This window comes from Myroides sp. TSA_177.3 (assembly GCF_052691955.1).
The window spans coordinates 34,771-57,338 of sequence record NZ_JBQZGD010000006.1; the positions used below are offsets into that span (position 1 = coordinate 34,771).

24 protein-coding genes are annotated in these 22,568 nt (G+C 35.1%); 5 read left to right on the top strand and 19 right to left on the bottom strand.

Going from position 1 to position 22,568, the window contains the following annotated elements; translation table 11 throughout:
* Positions 1 to 5 precede the first annotated feature (5 nt).
* The gene (locus tag ACUTSE_RS07765) at positions 6 to 1,769 is read left to right on the top strand and encodes a BatD family protein (RefSeq protein ID WP_445639790.1); all 1,764 of its coding nucleotides are present in this window, start codon (positions 6 to 8) and stop codon (positions 1,767 to 1,769) included.
* Positions 1,769 to 2,530 (top strand): tetratricopeptide repeat protein, encoded by a 762-nt coding sequence (locus tag ACUTSE_RS07770; protein ID WP_445639791.1) that lies wholly within the window; start codon positions 1,769 to 1,771, stop codon positions 2,528 to 2,530. Before ACUTSE_RS07765 ends, ACUTSE_RS07770 begins: the two co-directional genes overlap by 1 nt.
* Here the strand turns inward: ACUTSE_RS07770 and ACUTSE_RS07775 are convergent.
* Positions 2,527 to 3,066: a CvpA family protein gene (locus ACUTSE_RS07775; RefSeq protein ID WP_002988363.1), complete on the bottom strand. Its 540-nt coding sequence runs from the start codon at positions 3,064 to 3,066 to the stop codon at positions 2,527 to 2,529. The genes ACUTSE_RS07770 and ACUTSE_RS07775 overlap by 4 nt on opposite strands.
* A 96-nt stretch (positions 3,067 to 3,162) precedes the next feature.
* On the opposite strand from ACUTSE_RS07775, the gene ACUTSE_RS07780 reads away from it, so the two are divergent.
* Complete coding sequence (locus ACUTSE_RS07780) at positions 3,163 to 3,519, top strand: hypothetical protein (RefSeq protein ID WP_002988365.1); 357 nt, start codon at positions 3,163 to 3,165, stop codon at positions 3,517 to 3,519.
* An 82-nt stretch (positions 3,520 to 3,601) separates the two neighbouring features.
* Positions 3,602 to 4,618 (top strand): phenylalanine--tRNA ligase subunit alpha, encoded by a 1,017-nt coding sequence (gene pheS / locus ACUTSE_RS07785; RefSeq protein WP_036462794.1) that lies wholly within the window; start codon positions 3,602 to 3,604, stop codon positions 4,616 to 4,618.
* A 96-nt stretch (positions 4,619 to 4,714) separates the two neighbouring features.
* On the opposite strand, the gene ACUTSE_RS07790 is transcribed toward pheS, so the two are convergent.
* From ACUTSE_RS07790 to ACUTSE_RS07820, 7 genes are all read right to left on the bottom strand, one after another.
* Positions 4,715 to 7,201: a DUF5686 and carboxypeptidase regulatory-like domain-containing protein gene (locus ACUTSE_RS07790; RefSeq protein WP_445639792.1), complete on the bottom strand. Its 2,487-nt coding sequence runs from the start codon at positions 7,199 to 7,201 to the stop codon at positions 4,715 to 4,717.
* 186 nt (positions 7,202 to 7,387) lie between these two features.
* Complete coding sequence (locus ACUTSE_RS07795; RefSeq protein WP_445639793.1) at positions 7,388 to 8,098, bottom strand: hypothetical protein; 711 nt, start codon at positions 8,096 to 8,098, stop codon at positions 7,388 to 7,390.
* A gap of 10 nt (positions 8,099 to 8,108) precedes the next feature.
* Complete coding sequence (locus tag ACUTSE_RS07800; protein ID WP_445639794.1) at positions 8,109 to 8,777, bottom strand: hypothetical protein; 669 nt, start codon at positions 8,775 to 8,777, stop codon at positions 8,109 to 8,111.
* 13 nt (positions 8,778 to 8,790) lie between these two features.
* A complete protein-coding gene (locus tag ACUTSE_RS07805) occupies positions 8,791 to 9,432 on the bottom strand; it encodes a hypothetical protein (protein WP_445639795.1) in 642 nt (213 codons plus the stop codon).
* Positions 9,433 to 9,447: 15 nt separating this feature from the next.
* Positions 9,448 to 10,086, bottom strand: coding sequence for a hypothetical protein (locus ACUTSE_RS07810; protein ID WP_445639796.1), 639 nt, complete (start codon positions 10,084 to 10,086; stop codon positions 9,448 to 9,450).
* The gene (locus tag ACUTSE_RS07815; RefSeq protein WP_445639797.1) at positions 10,083 to 10,730 is read right to left on the bottom strand and encodes a hypothetical protein; all 648 of its coding nucleotides are present in this window, start codon (positions 10,728 to 10,730) and stop codon (positions 10,083 to 10,085) included. Before ACUTSE_RS07815 ends, ACUTSE_RS07810 begins: the two co-directional genes overlap by 4 nt.
* 23 nt (positions 10,731 to 10,753) lie before the next feature.
* Positions 10,754 to 11,089: a PadR family transcriptional regulator gene (locus ACUTSE_RS07820; protein ID WP_115092021.1), complete on the bottom strand. Its 336-nt coding sequence runs from the start codon at positions 11,087 to 11,089 to the stop codon at positions 10,754 to 10,756.
* Positions 11,090 to 11,232: 143 nt separating this feature from the next.
* On the opposite strand from ACUTSE_RS07820, the gene ACUTSE_RS07825 reads away from it, so the two are divergent.
* Positions 11,233 to 12,285: a ferredoxin--NADP reductase gene (locus tag ACUTSE_RS07825; RefSeq protein WP_002988383.1), complete on the top strand. Its 1,053-nt coding sequence runs from the start codon at positions 11,233 to 11,235 to the stop codon at positions 12,283 to 12,285.
* Positions 12,286 to 12,313: 28 nt separating this feature from the next.
* Here the strand turns inward: ACUTSE_RS07825 and ACUTSE_RS07830 are convergent, their stop codons facing one another.
* From ACUTSE_RS07830 to ACUTSE_RS07880, 11 genes are all read right to left on the bottom strand, one after another.
* Positions 12,314 to 12,883, bottom strand: a complete 570-nt coding sequence (locus tag ACUTSE_RS07830) for a hypothetical protein (protein WP_445639798.1) — start codon at positions 12,881 to 12,883, stop codon at positions 12,314 to 12,316.
* A 148-nt stretch (positions 12,884 to 13,031) separates the two neighbouring features.
* Positions 13,032 to 13,586, bottom strand: coding sequence for a hypothetical protein (locus ACUTSE_RS07835; RefSeq protein WP_445639799.1), 555 nt, complete (start codon positions 13,584 to 13,586; stop codon positions 13,032 to 13,034).
* Positions 13,587 to 13,722: 136 nt separating this feature from the next.
* Entirely contained in the window at positions 13,723 to 14,250 is a 528-nt protein-coding gene (locus ACUTSE_RS07840) for a hypothetical protein (protein ID WP_445639800.1), read from the bottom strand.
* A 74-nt stretch (positions 14,251 to 14,324) separates the two neighbouring features.
* Positions 14,325 to 15,656 (bottom strand): argininosuccinate lyase, encoded by a 1,332-nt coding sequence (gene argH / locus ACUTSE_RS07845; RefSeq protein WP_445639801.1) that lies wholly within the window; start codon positions 15,654 to 15,656, stop codon positions 14,325 to 14,327.
* Positions 15,657 to 16,718, bottom strand: a complete 1,062-nt coding sequence (locus tag ACUTSE_RS07850) for a M20 family metallo-hydrolase (protein WP_445639802.1) — start codon at positions 16,716 to 16,718, stop codon at positions 15,657 to 15,659.
* A gap of 14 nt (positions 16,719 to 16,732) precedes the next feature.
* Positions 16,733 to 17,512: an acetylglutamate kinase gene (argB, locus tag ACUTSE_RS07855; RefSeq protein WP_445639803.1), complete on the bottom strand. Its 780-nt coding sequence runs from the start codon at positions 17,510 to 17,512 to the stop codon at positions 16,733 to 16,735.
* A gap of 2 nt (positions 17,513 to 17,514) precedes the next feature.
* Positions 17,515 to 18,513, bottom strand: coding sequence for an acetylornithine carbamoyltransferase (locus tag ACUTSE_RS07860; RefSeq protein ID WP_445639804.1), 999 nt, complete (start codon positions 18,511 to 18,513; stop codon positions 17,515 to 17,517).
* Positions 18,514 to 18,525: 12 nt separating this feature from the next.
* Complete coding sequence (locus ACUTSE_RS07865) at positions 18,526 to 19,665, bottom strand: aspartate aminotransferase family protein (RefSeq protein WP_445639805.1); 1,140 nt, start codon at positions 19,663 to 19,665, stop codon at positions 18,526 to 18,528.
* 12 nt (positions 19,666 to 19,677) lie between these two features.
* Positions 19,678 to 20,655 carry an N-acetyl-gamma-glutamyl-phosphate reductase gene (argC, locus tag ACUTSE_RS07870; RefSeq protein ID WP_445639806.1) on the bottom strand — a complete coding sequence of 326 codons (978 nt, stop codon included), beginning with the start codon at positions 20,653 to 20,655 and terminating at the stop codon, positions 19,678 to 19,680.
* Positions 20,648 to 21,847 carry an argininosuccinate synthase gene (gene argG, locus ACUTSE_RS07875; RefSeq protein ID WP_445639807.1) on the bottom strand — a complete coding sequence of 400 codons (1,200 nt, stop codon included), beginning with the start codon at positions 21,845 to 21,847 and terminating at the stop codon, positions 20,648 to 20,650. The genes argC and argG overlap by 8 nt, the downstream gene beginning before the upstream one ends.
* 16 nt (positions 21,848 to 21,863) lie before the next feature.
* Positions 21,864 to 22,544, bottom strand: a complete 681-nt coding sequence (locus ACUTSE_RS07880; protein ID WP_445639808.1) for a GNAT family N-acetyltransferase — start codon at positions 22,542 to 22,544, stop codon at positions 21,864 to 21,866.
* Between the last annotated feature and the right edge of the window lie 24 nt (positions 22,545 to 22,568).

A 22,568-nucleotide genomic window follows, 5' to 3' on the forward strand; every position in this document is an offset into this window, starting at 1 on the left:
AAATTATGAAAACATTACACCTGTATATTGTATTGGTTTGTGTCCTTTTCACACAATCTTTAGCTGCACAAGCAACTTTTGAGGCGAGTGTAAATAAGGATCAAGTGCCTTTAAATGACGTTATTCAGATTGAATTTACCATGAATAGTGATGGAGATAATTTTCGTTCTCCAAATTTTGAAGGATTTAGTGTTGTTGGTGGACCAAATAGCTCGGTTAGTTATGCTTGGATGAATGGAAAAAAATCGTTTAAAAAATCGTTCTCTTATCTTTTACAACCCAAGAGAAAAGGAAAGATTACCATTGGTAAAGCAAGCATTGTGATGGATGGAGAAACGTATACCACCAATCCCATCACCATTACAGTTACAGATGCTGTTGAACGACAAGATCCTCGTCAACAGATTCATCAAATGCAGCAAGGGTCTTTAGATAAAGTTCACCTAGTTGCTGAAGTTTCAAAGACTAAGCCTTTCATCAATGAGCCCGTTTCCATTGTATACAAATTGTATTTTAATACAACTGTTGGTGGTTACCGCGGTAATCAAATCCCTACATACGATAAATTCTGGACGTATAATATTGAAATGCCACAACGTCCTGAACTAAAACAAGGAAAATACAAAGGGGAAATGTACAATTACGTTGTCTTGAAGCAAGATATTATCATGGCTCAAGAAGTAGGCAAACAAGTTATTAAACCCCTCTCCTTAACCGTTCAAGTTGAAGTACCAACAGGGCGTCGAGATTTCTTTGGCTTTCCGGAATATGGCTTAGTAGAAAAAGAATTCAGTACACAAGCCATTACCATTGATGCCCAAGAGCTACCACAAAAAGACAGACCTGCAAACTTCTCTGGAGGGGTTGGTGATTTCTCCTTCAAAGTAAAACCTTCTACTACGGAGTTAAAAGCGGGTGAGCCTTTATATTTAACTGTTAGTGTTTCTGGAAAGGGAAACCTCAACCTAGTTACGCTTCCTACACCCGTTGCACATTCTGCATTAGAGGTATATGACCCTCAATATTCAGAAAAATTAAACCCTACAGCTGCTGGTTTACAAGGAAACAGAACCAATAAATACACGATAATTCCACAATATAAAGGAGAGTACAACATTGATCCGATGGAATTTTCGTATTTCGATTTGGCATCAAAACAATATAAAACGATTACAACTGATACCCTAAAGATTCATGTTTTAGATGGTCCAATGCTGCCAACAAACAAAGAAGTTACTGGTACAGATCACGCAGATGATCAGGAACTTTTCCAAAAGAACAAAAAGACATTGACCTTTATTGAATCGAAGCAACCAACGTATTGGAATACATCTTTGTTCTATTTCTTATTGCTAGCTCCTCTTGTCATTATGCCATTATTTGTGATTGGAGCTCGATTGAAAGAGGCTAAAGCCAACGATGTTGAAGGAAATAGATTAAAAAGAAACAACCGATTAGCGAAGAAATATTTAGGCGAAGCGAAAAAGAACATGAATAACAAAGCGTTATTTTATGAAGCTTTAGAGCGTTGTTTACACAATTTCTTAAAGGCTAAATTGAATATGGAAACGAGCGAAATGAGCAATGATAATATCACTGAAATTTTGCAAGAGAAATCCATTACGCCAGCCGCTATTGATTCTTTTATGAACCTTAAAAATGCTTGTGAGTGGGCGCGTTATACGCCAACAGATCAAGTAGATATAGTCAAAGATTACGAAACAGCCATTGATGTAATTGATCAATTGGAAAAACAATTTAAATCCTAATGAAAAAACTAACTTTCTATCTTGTTTTTGCCTTGTTGGGGGTATGTAGTTACGCCCAAACTACGGATTGGCAGAAGTCTTTTGACAAAGTGAATGAAACTTTTCAGAAGGAACATTTCAAAGAGGCTATTGAAGGCTATTTGGCTTTGGCAAACATCCATGACAATTCACCGGAATTGTATTTTAATTTGGCTAACGCCTATTTTAAAACCGGAGATTATGTCAATGCGGCTTACTACTATGAAAAGACCTTGAAATTGAATCCCTCCATGCAAGAGGCGAAAACCAATTTGAATTTTACCAAAGAGCATTTAGAAGATGATATTACCATCATTCAGGAATATGAAAAGGCTGATATTGTACATCAATCATTGGGAAAATTATCCATTGATGGATGGGCTATTGTAGCTACACTGTCTAGTATTGCATTACTCTTGTGTTTTATTGTCTATTTTATCAATCACAATAGTACAATCAAGCGTCTCCTATTTGTTGGTATGATTCTTAGTGTTGTTCTTGGTTTAGGAAGTCTATATGCAGCATCTTTTGAAAGCAATTATAAAAGTAATAGTACGGCTGCACTAATATTCGCTGCCAAAACAGACCTCAAAGAAGATGCAAAGACAACCTCAGCAACACTCAAAGAGTTGCACAAAGGAACTAAAGTATTCCTCTTAGAAGAAAAAGGATTATGGATGAAAGTCCGATTAGAAAATCAAGAAATTGGTTGGATTAACAAAGATGTTATTCGCGAAATTTAAATAGATTCAGGCGTAGGTGTTTGCAAAACATCTACGCTTTTTTCAAATAAGTGCTTCACCATTTCAAATAAACTCGGAAAGATATGCTCTGATACAAACAGGTAAATGCTATAACTTTTTGATGAAGCTAACGTTTCTGGGCCGATGATACGGATGCTGTTGTTTATTTGATCCAGTACTGCATACACTAGGCTCATCATCAGAACAACAACTAAAATCTGGAACAAAGCTCCCAACATTCGATTAAAAAAACCTAAAAAAGCCGCTTCAAAGATTTTCGTTGTGATTTGCGCTGCCAATCGCACCGCTAATATGGCCAATACAAATGCAATTACAAAAGACAATACAGGTAAAAAGCTTGATTCCCATCCCCATTTATGTTGAAGAAAATCTTTGACTACATTGGAAAATTTTAAAGCTCCCATCGTACCAATCAACAGGGATAAGAAGGCAACAACGGATACAAAAAAACCGTTTTTAAACCCTTTAAATACACCAAAAGCCAAAGCTAATAAAACCAAAATATCTAGTATCATGCTATCCATAATTTATAATCCCCTAAATTATTATTTTTTCTATAAATCTGCGTCATAAGTAAATTGTATCTTTGTTTCATTCAAACAAACAACAAGATGGCAAGAGATGAACAATTAAAAAAAAGGTGGGACGACGTGGTACAAAAGATATCTACCCGCTTTGGTGACGGGGAAGTCCTCGATCTAGAATCAATCATCTATCTTATTGGTGTTCAAGAACTAGGTAAAATTAAAAAACGATATAAAAAAGACGATAAAGTTAATTTAATGCATATCGCAATATGCCGCCTACTTGAGCCCTACGGATATTATGAATTTGATCATTATGACAATGACGGATGGCCGCATTACAATGTAAAAGAACATTTACCTGCGTTGCGAGCAGGAGAACAAAGTGTTTTAATGAAAGAAGCAATTGTGCATTATTTCTTAGAGCTAAAATATATAGATTAAAACACGGATAAATAAAAATTTAGCATGCTTTAATTTTATGTCTAAATGAAAAGCAGTAAATTTGCCTTTTACTTTACTTAAAATGATAGATAAGATAAAAGAATACATTGGGGAGGCAGAACATTTCCAAACCGATAACAAAGAACAATTAGAAGCTTTTAGAATTAAGTTCCTTTCGAAGAAGGGGATTTTAAATGAATTATTTGCCTACTTTAAAACCGTTCCTAACGATCAGAAAAAGGAATTTGGTCAGGCGATTAATACACTAAAAAGCGCCATTGAAACTAAAGTAAAAACCATTCAAGAGGAAATAGAGTCTAAGAATGTACAAGGATTATATGGCGATTTAACGCGTCCTGGTTATCCTACATCAATCGGATCAAGACACCCTATTTCACTTGTAAAAAATCAAATTGTTGATATTTTTAACAGTATTGGTTTTACTATTTCTGAAGGTCCAGAAATTGAAGACGATTGGCATAACTTCTCTGCCTTGAACTTTCCTGACTATCACCCAGCGCGTGATATGCAAGATTCATTCTTTGTGCAGTCGAATCCACAACATTTATTGCGCACGCATACTTCATCGGTACAAGCGCGCTATATGGAGGATCACAAACCGCCTTTGCGTACAATTTCTCCAGGACGTGTATTCCGAAATGAAGATATTTCGTCTCGTTCTCATTGTATCTTCCATCAAGTAGAAGGATTATACATTGATAAAGACGTGTCTTTTGCTGATTTAAAACAAACTTTACTATACTTTACCAAAGAAATGTTTGGTAAGTCTAAGATTCGCTTACGTCCTTCGTATTTCCCTTTTACTGAGCCAAGTGCTGAAGTAGATATTTACTGGGGATTGAAAACGGAAGTGGATTACAGAATCACAAAAGGAACAGGTTGGTTAGAGATTATGGGATGTGGTATGGTTGATCCAAACGTATTGACCAATTGTAACATTGATGCAAATGAATATAGTGGATTTGCCTTTGGTATGGGAATCGAGCGTATTGCTATGTTATTGTACCAAATCAGCGATATTCGTATGTTCTACGAGAACGATGTTCGCTTCTTAGAGCAATTCAAATCAAACTTCTAATATAGACAAAAGCCCGATACAATTGTATCGGGCTTTTTTTTTGGACTGTCCACGTAATAAACTAAATTCCTTTCCAATCCAAATATCAAACTAACGCTAAAAGTCTTTCTTAAATCCAAACATGAAACCATCCTTAAAGAAATTGCTTCCTTGGTAGGCACGTACATAATCTACACGGAAACCTTTCATGCTTCCAAAACCAATATTAGATAAGCCCACAGTAAATTCTTGATAAGCTTTTGTATCTGATACGATAGCATTGTGATACCCTGCAACAACATTCCATCCTGTCCATTTCAACAGAGGTAGGCGATTCATAATAAATCCTTTGAAATTGTATTCCATATGCATTTCCGCATATGATTTATTGGTACTTAAACTATAGTAAGGCAATAGATTAAACGAACTCATTCGATCATTCTCTATATTTAAATGGGTTTGGTTTCCTGTAAAATGTTTGCGATCCACATACGAAATATCATCTGCATTAAAGAAATGCCCTCCTTTAAGGTTATAAGAAAACGCCCCTTTATTACCCAATGAAATATCTTGAGCAATACCTGCAGTAACCAAATCGTAATTATAACCATTAAGATTCCCATTGAATGCTTTTTCGTACCCCACGTTGATTTTTGGATAACTTGTATTTGGAATATACCAACGATCTTCTGGATAAGAAACATACTTCATACCCAATCGAATCGTAGCACCAAGACGAAATTTATACAAATGATGTAGTTCAATTGGCGCGCTTAGATCATTTAACGGGTTTGTAGGATCATTTGAGGTATACGCTCTACTTCCGGTATAGAAAGAACCATTCGCGTTATTAAACAGCGGTTTTCGTTGCTCATACCCTACTTCTGTAGTCAAAGCCAACGCTTCATCCATAAATTTCCCTTGATATCCTACATAAGCATTTTCATTGTTGTAATACTTGGCAAAGTTTTTTCTGAACAACAACGAGAACAAACTATTGAATTGTTCACTGATGTTATCCTTGTGAAACTGCTCTATTTTTGTACCACCTTTTACATAAAACAAGGATTTATGTACATCATTTAATCGGTGACTTATACTTCCATATGTTCTAAAACGTTCAGAAGCAAAACCATAATTTATATTCAACCCAGCACGTGTATATGATTTTTTATCTTTCCCATAGAAAGTTGCGCCAAAATTGGTTCCCATATAGAATCCTTGAACCGTATTAAATCCAATTTTATCTAGCTCAATTAAACCATTATAATTAAAAGTAAAACGCTCGCTTTTACTTTTATAATTATAACCCGTTAAAGGAGATAAAAATTCAAAGCGATTGTGAGCCATGCGTAGGCTGTCTCTATATTGAGGAGAGTCTTTAATTTCGCGGATGCTATCTTTGAAATGATAATCTTGAACTTCTTCTGTCGTTAATGGATACAAACGGTGATTGACCCAGAAATCATCTTCTTTTTTATTAGCATCTTTCGCAAAAGAAAGCACTTCTTTACCAAAATCAGCTCTCGTAAAATTAGGCGTAAAATTATAGTTATTGAATACACTCAAGAACGTTCCTTGCCCTTTGAATCCAAACAATCCAATCATCATATCCAATGTCTGAGAACGCTTTACCCAAGTTTGGTTGGCTTGATTAAAGAAGAAGTTCTGGCTAATCGTTATTTCATCTATAAAAGGCTGTTGCAAGCTAACACCTGTTACAGTTAAGTCAACTCCATATAGGGCTGCAGAGGTATCCACAATATAGATATCGCCGTAAAATACGGGTTGATTTTTCACTTTAGGCGTAACTTTAATCTTATTGATTACTACCCCATTATCTTTAAAAGTTGCTTCTAGACTATACTTATAAAAAGCAAAGGCTTGCTTCGCAATTGGAGAGACTAATTGAGCATCAAAATCAGCGACTTTCAATTGGTCTTCATAGAAATCATAGAACGATTCATCCGCTGTATTAAAGCTATATCCATTATTGTTTCCACTAATTTTAGAAGCAACAATATGCTCTTTTAACTGGTTGGGTTTTTGGTATTTTAACTCCGATACGGTTTCCGATAAATAAAGAATCCCTTGTCCGAGAGAATCTATTCCAGCGGCCTTATCTCCGTTAATCAACACTTTATCTTGTGCAAATTTGGGAATTTTCAAACTCTTAATCATTCCTTTTGAATAAAAGTCTGCGGCAAAAGTAGCCATCCCTTTTGTATTTTGCGCCTTATTAGCAATAGCTCTGCGAATAATATCATCGGCAGGGTTTTTACCTACTTTGATTACAATATCATCCAGCTGAAATTCTTCTTCTTGTAAGACAATATCCACAGTCAAGGGTTGTCCTTGATACGTTACTTTTTTACGCTCCGTTTTATAGCCTAAAAACTGAAAAACAAGTGTAAAATCTCCCTGATTTTTGGGTTTAATCTCATACACTCCTTTGTCGTTACTTATCGCTCCTTGCTGGGTTTGTTCCAGAATTACTGTAGCATAACTAATTGGTTTTCCTTCTTGATCTACTATCGTTCCCTTTATTTGTGCAAAAGAAACTAGTGATAAAAAGCACAAAAACAAGGTGAATCGTTGTTTCATACTCTATTTTTTTTGGTTGATATAGAATAAGACGCTACTCTACCCTTTCTGTTACATCTTCCCTTCACTTTCTAAATTGATAGTATAAAAAAAACGACTGTTTTACAGTCGTTTAGTATATTAAATCGCATGGTATTTTTGAGGTAATTCGAGGATTTCTTTCTGAAGAAATACTTCTCATCGACTTTATAAGTTTACTAGTTTCTTTTTCTGTTCATTTAGGTCATGCCAAATTCTGGGAACAATAATTGCTTTTAGTATATATACATACAATAGGGTTATTGTAACCAACAAAACGGATAATATCGACATACTCGTTTGGGTTCCAGTACTAGAATCGCGGGGCATAATCAATTGAATTTCAAGAAAAGTAATGATATAATAAGGCCAAACTTCTAAATTAAATAAAACTGAATGCAACAACCATTTCTTCTCTTTTCGTTTTTCTCTTTCTCTTCTAGTCCGATATAATTTCACACATTGAAAAACCATAAATAACAAACCTAAGCCAAGTGAAACATCTTCTACAAGTTGTAAATTTATACCTGATGCATTCCTCGTTGCTACATAAATCAACAAAAACAAAGCAAGAGAAACAATTATTTTAGGCAAGGTAAAAAACTCCTTAAGCAACTTGAAACTTGCTTTATAGTAGACATTACTTAATTTATTAATCTTTTGATCCACGACATCACTAAACCCATAAACACCAAACTTCTTAAATGCAATATGCAACGCTTGCTCAAAAGATAATTGGGTATCCTTGTGCCATTGTGCTTCAATGTCATTCGCTAAATGATCGACCAATTCTAATTCCACATCGTAAAACTCAACATAATGTTGACGTACAAAAATGTGTAATTGTTCGATTTCTTGTAAAGTAATCTTTCTTTCCATACCAATCATTTTATGCAGACTTCCATTTAATTTGATACAATTTTTCTTTTTGGTAATCCAAACGCCAATGTACCATGTAGAATAGCATCACAAATCCGATGAAGAGATAGATATATAAAAACAACTCTCCTATCGATATAAGCTTCATTTGACCGAGCAACGGCATAATAATAAATACACTCTGTACCCATCCGAGTCTTTTAAATTCCACTCTGAGGAAAGTACCCGTTGCGGTGTACAAAGGAATCTCCTTGACTAAACCACGATTGATGATATACAAGATTCCTATCCCTAGATAGAGTGTAAGTAATGCTCCCAATCCCCATAGCATATAAGTATCCAAGTCAGTAAAACGGAAAAAGAAACTAGCGATAATTAAGGTAGTTAATGCTCCAAATAAACAAGCTTTAGCCCCTCGTTTTATTCGTTCTTTGATCCATTGCTGTGCAATAAACTTAGGTATACCTCTAAAGAAGAATTTCGATGGTTTTAATGTAGCATCCCATTTAGCAATGACATGAACGAAGGCTTCTTCATAAGTTTTATCTTGCATTTGTTCTTCTATATCATTGGCCATGTGATCCACTACTTCTGCACGAATATCAATATAATACAAGCGATAGTGTTCCATTAAAAACTGGTCAATATGCTGAATTTGAGATGTTGTTAATCTAGTCATACTTACTACTTCTTTAAATGGACTGAACCTTATGATACTTATTGTGTATTAAAACTTTAGAGACAAAAAAGAGGTTCCAGATTAAAACATTTAACGTCAGTATAAAAATATGATTTGAAGACAAGAAAAAAATTTGTCCAAATCCAGCTCTAAGATTAAACATCGCTAAGGTCAATGTAATAACAGTAACTAGCATCATACCGCCTAGACCGTTCATATAAAAGAGCATTTCATAATTTTTTTGTGTAAAAAATCGCTTTTGAACAACTACCGAAAGTAAAAATCCAATTAGAATAAAGCCGAAACTCAACCATGGACTAACCTGAGACCCTATAGAAGTTTTACTATCCAGATAACAAGTACCGAAAAAGAACAAAATCAAAAAGAAATAACGAGTAGCATCCTTTTTACATAATTGTTTTACAATGAAGGTGGGTACACCTTTATGTCCGATAATTGGTTTCAATTCAAAATGCCATTTTTTTAAGATATGATTCAAAGCGACCTCATACGCAACATCTTCTTGCATTTGTTCTTCTATTTCACAAGCAATATGATCGACTACTTCGTTTCTAAATTCATCATATTTTAAATCATAACGTTGAATTAAGATAGTTTCTATTTCAAGTATTTGGTTGGTTGTTAAGTTTTTCATTTTTCAATTATAGCATTACATAATTTTTATTTTTCTATTTTTTAAATTCTTTAAGCAGTTATACTGGAAATAACAGATGCTAAAAAAATAATAAAGGATAAAAAAGCTTAGTACATGAATCTCGGCAGGGTCATCCCAAAGTAGATCAAAACCAATCCAAAGCACAATACTACTTAGACAAAGCCCAAGCATCATTTGGGTTTGTCTATTAAAAAATTCAATTCGATAATCCTTAATTCCTTTAATTTGGTAATAAACAATTCGATAGCCCACCCAGCTAATAAAAAGCAACAAGAAGTAAAATAGCTCAATTCGAATTTCCCAATATACTAACAAGAGTATAATTGGAATTATACCAAAAAAACTGAGTAACTTTATTTTCCAATCTGTTTGATTAAAATCTTTGGCTAACTGTTGTTGTACAAAATTTGGGATTCCTTTATAAATACCCCAAGTATTCGTTTTCAACTTTGTATCCCATCTAGTGAAAATAGCAGTAAAAGCATTACTATAGCTTTGTCCCTCCTCCATTTCTCTTTCGATATCACAAGCAATATGATCCAATATCTCAGCACGAATTTCTTTATAGCTTATCTGATAAACTTTAATTAATTGATCTTCAATAGCAACTACCTGGGCATCATTTAAACTCATTTTATTTTGGCTATTTTTAATTTTTGATACTTACTATAGGTTCTGAATCGATATAATAAATACGTATTAAGTAAGAAATAATAAATCACTAGTATCTCTAAACTACCTATTCCTATATCCCAAGCAAAATAAAACGCTTGTATTCCAACTAAAGCTGCTCCACTTTGAAGCAACACAACTAGAGATTTACTTTTGAAAAAATCATAGCGATAATCTTGTAATCCTTTTAACTCTTGATAAATTAGAACCACTCCAACAGCATTAATTGCAAACAACGAATACAGAACAAGCTGTAAATCAAAAACTAAATATTTCTCGCTTACGATGAGAATCAAACCGAATAACAAAGCAAAACCCGATAGTTTAATTTCTATTTTTCTATACGTAGCATTTATTTGATCTAAAATAAAGTGAGGAATTCCTTTATAAAACCCCTTTGTATTAGACAGCAACTTTACATTCCACTTTCTAAAAACAAGAATTGTTGCTTCCTCGTAGGGTTCTCCTTGCTCCATTAATTCCTCAATATCACAGGCAATATGATCGAGAAGTTCCAATCTGAATTCCTCGTATGTCAACTCATACTTTTGGCGTAATCTTTCGTCAATAGTTTGAATCTGAAGGGGAGTTAGCTTAATCCTCATTTTTAAATTGTATTAAATAAATGTTAGGTCAACTTTAGATTGACAATATTTTGCATATTTCGAATGAAGTTTTCTAGCTCCTCCATTTTGTTTGTTGTTTCCGTTACCCCACTTTCAGTCAATTTGTAATACTTTCTTACTCTTCCATCTACGCGTTCCATATCTACATCTAAAAAGCCATCTGCTTCTAGCTTATGTAAGGCCGGATAGAGCGCACCTTCTGTTAAATTCATCTCTCCAGCCGTAATTTCTTTTACCTTCTGTGTGATTTCATATCCATACATTCGACCATTTTCAGCCAATAGTTTCATAATAATGGTATTCAAACTTCCTTTATATAATTGTTGCTGCTTCGCCATACATAAGATTATTAGGTATACAAATATAGTGTTTTTTCAATACCTATAACATTTAGGTATAATATTTTTAGTTAAACCGAGAAGTAAAACTTCCTTTTACTCCAAGGGTTTTGTATTTTTGCGAACTTAAACAGAACTAAACGATGTCAAGATTCAACAAATTAACGGTAAAAGAGATTCGTAGAGAAACTCCAAATGCGGTATCTATTGTATTTGATATTCCTGCAGCATTACAATCAGATTATAAGTTTGTTGCTGGGCAATATCTCAACATCAGATATGAACATAATGGCAAAGAAATAAGACGTGCTTATTCGATTTGTTCTACGCCTGAGAGCGGAGAAATTCGCATTGTAGTCAAAAAAGTAGAGCAGGGAGTATTTTCCGTATATGCCAATGATGTGTTGAAAGAAGGAGATCAGTTAGAAGTAGATACCCCTGAAGGGCGTTTCACGTTTACACCAGATGCTGGAGCAACAAATAACTATGCTGCTTTTGCTGCAGGTAGTGGTATTACACCTGTTATGTCAATCTTACAGACTGTTCTAACCGAAGAGCCTAACAGTAAATTTGTGTTAGTTTATGGTAATAAGACAGCGGAGGAGACTATTTTCCATACGCAATTACACCTACTACAAGAAAAATACCCAGAACAGTTGTATGTGCATTTTGTTTATTCGAGAATGAGAGAAAACGACTCTCTTTTTGGACGCATTGACAAAGCCGCTATTAACTTTGTAGTCAATAATAAACATCAAGATAAAACCTTTGCGAGCTATTTCTTATGTGGACCTGAAGCGATGATTGATGTTGTAAGTGAAACCTTACAATCCAAAGGAATAGCAAAAGATCATATTTTATTTGAGATCTTCACGCCAAATACAGATGGAAACAATCCAGTGGAAGTAGGAGGTGGAAGTACAAAAGTAACGGTAATCGTTGATGATGAAGAATCTACTTTTGAAATGCCGAAAAGTCAAGCATTATTAAATGGCGTTTTAGAAGCAGGTATTGACGCTCCATATTCTTGTCAAGGAGGTATTTGTAGCTCTTGTATGTGTAGAGTTACCAAAGGTTCTGCAACGATGAAACGCAATAGTATTCTTACTGATGAAGAAGTTGAAGAAGGCTTAATTTTATCTTGTCAAGCGATTGTTACATCCGATGAAATTCATATTAATTACGATGATATTTAATAAAAAAGGAAGCAATTAGCTTCCTTTTTTATTTTTTAAAATATAAATATACTTTCTCATTAGGATCTTCTCTTTTATAGGTTGACATTCGATCTTCTATACGCAAATATTCTCCCTGAAAACCAATTTCTAGAATTCCTTTAAAAATCCGCTTCTCTAAAATTATAGGTCCCCTATCTTGAATAATTCCATTTCTAATTGTAGTAAATAATTCTCCTTCATTAATTAGGCTAGTTTCGGTAAAAAAACTAGAATTTGTTGTCTCACATCCTAATGCTCCAATTTGATACTTTATATAACCAAAATTTAAATTAGCTAATGTTTTTTCTTCCATGGGACTAAAATATTCCGAAGCACGACAAGATGTTGAACCTGGAATTAACATACTCGTTTTGGCATTTCCAACCTTAATTCCTGCGTAATAAAAAACATTTTTACTAATGTCATCCAAATTCTTTAGTTTAGTATATTCCAAATCAAAAATAGGATCAAACTCATCTTTATTATCGTCCGATTTTGAACAAGAAAAAATTAAAACACTAATTATTAAAACTAAAATTTGTCTATTCTTCTTCATATCTGTTATATTATTATTCATATCTGTTATATTGTTATTCTTAGCAATCAAAACTCCTCCTAATATAATATACACACACTAAATAGAAGAAATTAAAAAACCCTAAATTATGCTTTGACTCAAAATATTCTACAATAAAAATTACACTATTTACTCTTCATTACTCTCCTTATTTTTTAAAATACAAATATACTTTCTCATTAGGATCTTCTCTTTTATAGGTTGACATTCGATCTTCTATACGCAAATATTCTCCCTGAAAACCAATTTCTAGAATTCCTTTGAAACTTCGTTCCTGTAAAACAATTATGATATTAAGCGGATTAGAATCATCGATATACCCATCTCGAATTGTTGTAAATAACTGTCCTTCCTCTACTAAACTCGTTTCAGAAAAAAACGATGAATTTGTTACCTCACACATTATTCCTCCTGTTTTATATTTAATATAGGCAAAATCAAGATTTGGATGCAAAGGATCAAATGCTGGTCCAAAATACTCTGATGCTCGACAAGACATAGAACCAGGAATTACCAAACTCGTTTTTTTATCTCCTACTTTAATCCCTGCATAAAAAAAGGTTTGATTTTTAATTTCTTCAATATCTTTTAATTTAATATATTCTAACTCAAAAACAGGGTCAGAATTATCAGAATTATCATCCCCTTTTGAACAGCTAGTTAACAAGAGGGTACTTAAAACAAGAAAAACATATTTTTTCATTTTATTATTTTATTACGTATTTTGTAAATACTCTTGTTGCACTAACAACATGTTATACAAACTACAATCCTGACTTATATTTATTAGAATATCAAAGAAAGATATCTTAAATTAATCATCATCTGTATGTGTATATCTACTTTTTTATCATTTTAAAATACATATAGACTTTTCCTTCTGGGTCTTTTTTGACATAATTTGAGATTTTATCTTCAATACGCAAATAGCCTCCCTGAAAACCAAATTCAAGTAAGCCTTTAAAAAGCCTTTTCCCATACGGATCTCTTATAGTTGTAAATAAAATTCCTTCTTCATATAATCTATTTTCTTGAAACAAAATGGTCTTATAACGATTACATCCAAACTGGCCTGATTCATGAAAATTATATTCAATTAAACTAAGATTTTCCAAACTATCTTTATGTATATATAAATCATCAAATCTTACACAGGAAGTAGTATTTTCCAATAGCATACTAGCTTTTCGATCTTCAGCTTGAAAACCACGATAAAAATAACTTCCCCTATCAAGTTCGTCAAAACTCTTAATAGGAAAATATTCTAATGAAAAAACATCTGGCTCATCCACTGAATCATCATCACTTTTTGAACAAGAAAATAGCAACAGACACAAAGCAATTAGTAAAGTTTCTTTTATTAACATACAACGCTTGTTTAATTAACATAAATTTAAACAAAAAAACTTAGGAAACAAATCCTAAGTCTTTTTACAATCTATCACAACACTAAACGTACTAGTTTATTCTTCACTTGATCAAACCCAAAGGTTTGATATACGGTATCAAATGCTACCTTTATTTCTTCATTCATCAAATTACCAATGCTTCCCTGATGTGTATGTTCTACTTCCTTCGTAGGTTGATACTGTCCCTCCTCAATGGCTAAGCCAATTGTTTTATACGCTTCTCTAAAAGGTGTTCCATTTAAAACTAACTGGTTTACAACCTCAACACTAAACAAGTAATCATATTTTGAATCAGATAAAATATCTGAATTAATTTCTATGTTTTCTAACATCAATTGAGTCATTTCCAAACATTCCTTCAATGAAGTAAAAGCAGGAAATAGATTCTCTTTCAACAATTGCAAATCCCTGTGATATCCAGCAGGTAGATTTGTTGTCATCAAAGCAATTTCATTGGGTAATGCTTGAATCTTATTACATCTTGAACGAATTAATTCTAAAACATCGGGATTTTTTTTATGTGGCATAATACTCGATCCTGTCGTTAAATGATCCGGAAATCCGATAAACTTATAATTCTGTCCCATGTACAAACAACAATCCATCGCCCATTTCGCCAAAGTAGCAGCAATAGAACTCAATCCTTGAGCCAAAATACGCTCACTTTTTCCTCTTCCCATTTGAGCATAAACCACATTGTAATTCATAGACTGAAATCCCAACAAATCAGTAGTCATTTGTCTATCTAAGGGGAAAGATGACCCATATCCTGCCGCTGAACCTAGTGGATTTTTGTTTACCACTTTCCATGCAGCTAACATGAGTTCCAAATCATCCACTAAACTCTCTGCATAAGCACCAAACCAAAGACCAAAAGAAGAAGGCATGGCGATTTGCAAATGCGTATATCCTGGCATTAATACAGCTTTGTGCTGATTGCTCAAACGTTGAAATGTCTCGAATACGCTTTTTACAAGCTGCACAACCGCTTCAATTTCATGACGAAAGTATAGTTTCAAATCCACCAACACTTGGTCATTTCTCGAACGTCCTGCGTGGATTTTTTTTCCTGCTTCACCAATTCTTCTTGTGAGCAATAACTCGATTTGAGAGTGAATATCCTCTACCTCCTCTTCTATTTGAAATTCACCTTGAATAATTTCTTGGTAAATTACTTTTAATTCATTCTGAATCAGCGCTAACTCTTCCTCTGTTAATAATCCAATATGGTGTAACATTTGGGTATGCGCTAAAGAACCTAGCACATCAAAAGGAGCTAAATTTAGATCTAAGATTCTATCTTGTCCAACCGTAAATGCATCTACTGCTTGATTTACGGTTGTATTTTTTTGCCATAACTTCATTTACTTCACGATTTGGTTTAACATTTCGATATACAGTGAGATTCCTTCTTCGATTTCACTAACATATACAAATTCATCTGCGGTATGCGATCGAGCAGAATCTCCAGGGCCACATTTCAACGAAGGGATAGCTAATAGCGCTTGATCACTTGTCGTTGGCGATCCATAAGTTGTGCGTCCCAATTGAATTCCTGCTTGTACAATTGGATGCTCTTTCGCAATTGAAGAAGGTTTTAAACGAGTAGAACGCGCGTTTACTTCACAATTCACGTGTTCTTTGATAATAGCTAAAACTTCTTCATTTGTATAGGCATCCGTAACGCGAACATCAACAACAAATTCACAAGTTGCTGGTACAACATTGTGTTGTGTTCCCGCCTGAATCAAAGTTACACTCATTTTAATCGGACCAAATTCCTCCGATACTTTCGGAAATTGGTACGTTGTGAACCATTCAACATCGGGCATTGCTTTCAAGATAGCATTGTCTCCCTCATTTCGAGCTGCATGCCCTGAACGTCCATGCGCTACACAATCTACTACCATCAACCCACGTTCTGCTACCGCTAACTGCATTTGCGTAGGCTCTCCAACAATAGCAAAGTCAAGTGCCCCTAATTTTGGAATCACGTACTCTAATCCATCAGTTCCTGATATTTCTTCTTCTGCTGTTGCTGCGATGCAAAAATTATAGTTCAAATGTTCCTGTTCATAGAAATACAAAAAAGTAGCTAGCAACGAAACCAAACATCCACCTGCATCATTGCTTCCAAGTCCATAAAGTTTCCCCTCTATAATTTCAGGTTGAAAAGGATCTCGGGTATAATCTTTATTGGGGCGAACGGTATCATGATGTGAATTCAACAAAATAGTGGGTTTACTCGCATCATAATGCTTATTAAACGCCCAAACATTATGCAAATCACGATGAATAGCGACTTGGTGCTGTAAGAGAAATTGTGCAATGAGTTCTGCTGTTTCCCCTTCTTCTTTACTAAATGATGGCGTTGCAATCAGCTTTTGTAATAATGCTATAGCTTCTATCGTTAGTTCTTTTTTCATTTCTTATTTTGTATTTATTGACTGATGATGGTACCTGCCGTTGGCTTCAAAAGATCTTGAGCCGACTTGATACAAACTTGATGTACCTGTTGCTCAACTGCTGCTAAAGCATTTGCTATTTTAGGTAACATCCCATCCGAAATAACACCTTCATTTTTTAATTGATTAAAATTCGCAGGATGAATTTGAGGAATAACCGAATTCTCATCCTTTCTATCGCGCAATACTCCTTGATGTTCAAAGCAATAAACCAAGTCTACCTGATAGTGTGTTGCTAAGGAAATGGCTAGGTTTGAAGCGATTGTATCTGCATTTGTATTTAACAATTGTCCTTCTTGGTCAGCTGTAATTGCCGAGAATACAGGACAAAGTCCTAATTCGAGGAATTGCCTTAAGCGAGTAATATTGACATCTGGAGGAGTAAAATCGCCCACAAAACCATAATCAATCGGTTCTATGGCGCGTTTATGACTCAGGATGAGTTGTGCATCTGCACCCGATACACCTAAAGCATCACATTGATAATGCTGTAACTGAGCAACAATTTGTTTATTTATAAGTCCTGCATAAACCATAACAGTAACTGGCAACATCGCTTCAGAAGTAATCCTTCTTCCCTCCACCATTTCAGTAGGAATAGCTAATTCACTAGCTAATTTAGTAGCAAGTTTTCCGCCACCATGCACCAAAATTTTAGGCGTATTGATTTGCGCAAAAGCTTGTAAGAAATCGTTCAATGCCTTATCGTCATCTACAATATTTCCGCCAATTTTAATTACTGTTAGTTTTTGCATTCTTATTTATTTTTCAACATTTCTTGTAAAACGGCTTGAGCAGCCCATACTCTATTTCCTGCTTCTTCAATCACAATAGCGTGTTCACTATCCAATACTTCAGCAGCAATAACTAAATCGCGTCTTACGGGTAAACAGTGCATCACTTTGGCTTGATTAGTTTCCTTCAAATGATCTAACGTTAACATCCAAGAAGCATCTGTGCAGGTAATTTGCCCATAGTTCTCATAACTTGACCAATTCTTTACATAGATAAAATCTGCGTCTTGTAAAGCTTCCTTTTGATTCGTCGTTATTGTAGCCCCTTGTGTAAATTCTTCTTTCAAAGCATATCCTTCTGGGTGAGTAATAACAAAATCAAGCAACCCGTCTTTTTCTGCCTGAATCATCCATTCTGCAAATGAATTGGGAACGGCTTGAGGTAGCGCTTTGACATGCGGTGCCCAAGTCAACACCACTTTAGGTTTCTTTTCTTGGGGGATATATTGTTTTTTTACCTCATCATAGTGATAATTTCCTTTTTCAATAATAGTCAAAAGGTCGGTAAAGCTCTGTAACGGATGTCTGGTAGCGCTTTCCAAACTCACCACAGGTTTACCACAATATTGAGCAAACTTTTGAAATAGCTCTTCACTATAATCCTCAGTTGCATCTTGTAAACCTGGAAAAGAGCGCAAGCCTAAAATATCACAGTATTCCCCCATCACAGCAGCTGCCTCTTTGATGTGCTCCGCCGTATTGCCGTCCATGACTACTCCATCTTTTGTTTCTAAAGCCCAGCCATCAGACGTCATATTCATCACCATCACCTGCATGCCCAATTGCATAGCTGCTTTTTGCGTGCTCATTCTCGTTCTCAGACTTGGATTTAAAAACACCAATCCAATTACTTTGTGTTTTCCTAACGCTTCATTTTGAAACGGATTAGCCTTACAAGCTAAAGCGGTCTTCACTGCTTCAGATAAAGAAGGTATATCGTGTACTGAAAAAAATTGTTTCATTGGTTTGTGTTTTTAATACTGTTGTAATCTTTTATTGAACTTCTCTAAAAATAGATCTGCATCTGTTTCGCTCAAGGTCAACGCAGGTAGCAAGCGAATCACATTCGGGCTTGCATTTCCTGTAAAAATGTGATCTTTCAGCAAAAGGTCTTGACGGAAATTTTTTAGTTCAGGTGCAAAATCAATGCCAATCATCAATCCTTTTCCTCTAACTTCTAGTATTTTATCCAGTTTTTTCAATTCTGCCAATAGGTAATCTCCTATTTTTTTAGCGTGAAGTAACAATTGATCTTGCTGCATCACTTCTAAAACGGCTAATGCAGCGGCACAAGCTAAATGATTTCCACCAAATGTTGTTCCCAATTGACCATGCCAAGGTTTGAACACTGAAGCTAAAGCAATAGCTCCAATCGGAAATCCATTCCCCATTCCTTTAGCCATTGTATAGATATCCGCTTGTACTCCTTCATCATTAACTGCATAAAAAGAACCCGTTCTACCATAGCCACACTGGATTTCATCTGCGATAAAAACAGCTCCATATTGTGTCGTTAAGGTTCTAATTTGCTGTAAAAAAGAAGCTGTGGCTACTTGAATTCCTCCAACCCCTTGGATTCCTTCAATAATTACTGCAGCAACTTCATTTCCATAGGTTGCAAATGCACTTGCTAACGCATCCTCATCGTTAAATGGCAAGAAAACAATATTTTCTGTTTCATTCACTGGGGCTACAATCTTTGCATTATCTGTTGCTGCAACGGCCAATGAAGTTCTCCCGTGAAATGCCTTTTCAAAAGCAATAACTTTTTTTCTTCCCGTATGAAAAGAAGCAATTTTCAAGGCATTTTCATTCGCCTCTGCTCCAGAATTACACAAAAACAATTGATAATCTTCTAATCCAGACAACTCTCCTAGCAATGCTGCTACTTGACGTTGTAAGGGAATTTCAATCGAATTGGAGTAAAATCCAATTTGATCTAGCTGCTTTTTTAAACGTTCAACATAATGAGGATGAGTATGTCCGATAGAAATAACGGCATGCCCACCATATAAATCTAAATAAACTTGTCCGTTTTTATCCCAAACATAACTTCCCTGTCCTTTGACAATCTCAATCGGATTCAAAGGATATACATCATATAATTTCATCATAATTTATCTCGTTTAAAAAGCAGATGCTTTAAGGTTTAATCCTGTTTTTTCGTCTAAGCCGAAAAGGAGGTTCATATTTTGAACCGCTTGACCTGAAGCTCCTTTCAGTAGGTTATCCAATGTGCTTGTAATAAGCACATCATTATGGTGTTTTTCAACTGAAATCAGGCATTTATTGGTGTTTATTACTTGTTTAAGATGAATCGCTTCTTCACTAAAATGAGTGAAAGGATGAGATTCATAGTATTGGGTATATATCGTTTGTAATGTTGTTAAGTTCAAGGTGGATTCCAAGATAGCGCTAACAAATATTCCTCTCGCAAAATCACCTCGTTCAGGTATAAACTTGAGGGCCGTCTTCGTCTCAGGTTGCAATTGATGTAGACTTTCTCCTATCTCACCTAAATGTTGATGAGTAAATGCCTTATACACGGATAGATTATTGGCTCTCCAACTAAAATGAGAAGTAGAAGCTAAGCTTTGTCCTGCTCCTGTTGATCCAGTAACTGCCTGTACGTGTACGGTGCTAGGCAAAGCTTGTTGAGCGGCTAAAGGCAATAAAGCCAATTGAATTGCCGTTGCGAAACAACCTGGATTCGCAATATAGCTTGCCTTTTTCAGCTGTTCTCTATTCAATTCAGGCAATCCGTAAACAAAAGGATTATTGTCCTTTTTCAATCTAAAATCCTGACTTAAGTCGATTATTTTAACTGATTTTCCAAATGCATTCTCTTGTAGAAATACGCTAGAATCCCCATGTCCTAAACACAAAAAAACAACATCAATCTCTTGTTGAAGCTCATTGGTAAACATAAGATCCGTATCTCCAAATAGATCCGTATGCACCGCATAAACTGGTTTATTCGCCTGACTAGTAGAATGAATAAAAACCAACTCAACGGCAGGGTGATTCAGCAACAAGCGAAGAAGTTCTCCTCCTGTGTAACCTGCCCCACCAACAATACCTACTTTAATTTTATCCTTATTCATCCTCCTGTTGATTTACTTTATGCCAAATCATTACTTGATTGCCAAATATTTTCGAAAATCCCTTAACGTCTTCTCCCGTCCAAGCATTATTCATCTCTCCATAGCTACCAAATGCATTGGACATGAGGTCATTTTTAGATTCAATTCCCTGTATGATAAAACGGTGGGGATGCAATTCTACCCACACTTTTCCATTCACTGTTTGTTGTGTACTAGACAAAAAAGCTTCTAAATCGCGCATCACAGGGTCATGAAATTGTCCTTCATGAAGGTAATTTCCATAAAATGTACCCAATTGTTCTTTCCAGCTCAATTGCCATTTGGTAAGGGTGTGCTTTTCAAGTGTGTGATGTGCTTTCACTAAAATAATTGGTGCTGCAGCCTCGAAGCCCACTCTCCCTTTAATTCCGATAATGGTATCTCCAACGTGAATATCTCTACCAATACCGAAAGGTTGTGCAAGTTCTTGTAATTGTTGGATGACTTCAGTAGGGGTCATTTGAATACCATTTAAGGCAATCGGTTCTCCGTGCTCAAACACAATTTCAACAACCATTGGGGTTGTTTTGCTCACTGGAGTTGGCCAAGCTTCTTCTGGTAAATATAGATTAGAAGTTAAGGTTTCTTTACCTCCTACTGAAGTTCCCCACAATCCTTTGTTAATAGAATATTTTGCTTTCTCAGCATTTATTTCGACACCATGCTTGGCTAAATAATCAATCTCTTCTTCTCTGCTTAATTTTAAATCGCGAATCGGCGTAATAATGTCTATCGAAGGAATTAAGATATTGAAAATCATATCAAAACGCACCTGATCATTTCCTGCTCCCGTACTACCATGCGCTACAGCAGTAGCCTTGATTTTCTTAGCATAATTCGCAATAGCTGTAGCTTGACAAACACGCTCTGCACTCACAGACAAAGGATAAGTTGCATTTTTTAATACATTTCCAAATATCAAGTATTTTACACAAGCCTGGTAATATGCTTGTGTCTCATCAATTGTTGTATGAGAAGCCACACCCAAACTGTAGGCTTTGGCTTCAATTTCTTTTAACTCCTCGTGGGAAAAACCACCTGTATTTACCACTACTGAGTGTACTTCATATCCCAATTCTTCTTTGAGGTAAATGACACAGAAACTCGTATCTAATCCACCACTAAAAGCTAAAACTATTTTTTTGTTCATCATGTTCCGGTTTAAAAATTTAAAATAGATGTGTTTTCTTTACTGTTTGCTTAATTTTCATTTGCAGTCGCTTCAGTAAAGAGTACTTCTTCTGCATTTCTTTTAATCGTTCTTTGGCTTTTGTTTTTTGGTCTATCTTAGTTCGAAGCTCTTTTTCTTTTTCTACTGGATCCCAAAGCATAGAAGTACACAAACAATTTTTGCGTTCTTTACTCTGCAAAATCGAGAAGTTGATACAACTCTCACAACCTTTCCAAAAAGACTCATCCTGTGTAAGTTCAGAGTAGGGAACGGGTTCATAACCAAGTTCGGAATTGATTTTCATTACAGCTAACCCAGTTGTTAATCCAAAGATTTTTGCTTGAGGATATTGAGTTCTTGAGAGTTCAAAAATTCGCTTTTTAATTGCTTTGGCGAGGCCTTCCTTTCTGAATACGGGATTGACAATCAACCCAGAGTTGGCAACGTATTCACCATGACTCCATGTCTCGATATAACAAAATCCCGCCCAAGTTCCGTCTTGATGTAAAGCAATAACGGCTTTACCTTCCAGCATTTTGTTTGCTACATATTCCGGTTTTCTCCTAGCAATTCCCGTACCACGTGCTTGGGCAGAAAGAGCCATTTCATCGCATATTTGTGCAGCATAACCAACGTGCGTTTCATTCGCTGGTATAACGATAAACTGATTTGAATTCATCTCAAAAACAGATAGTTAGAATTC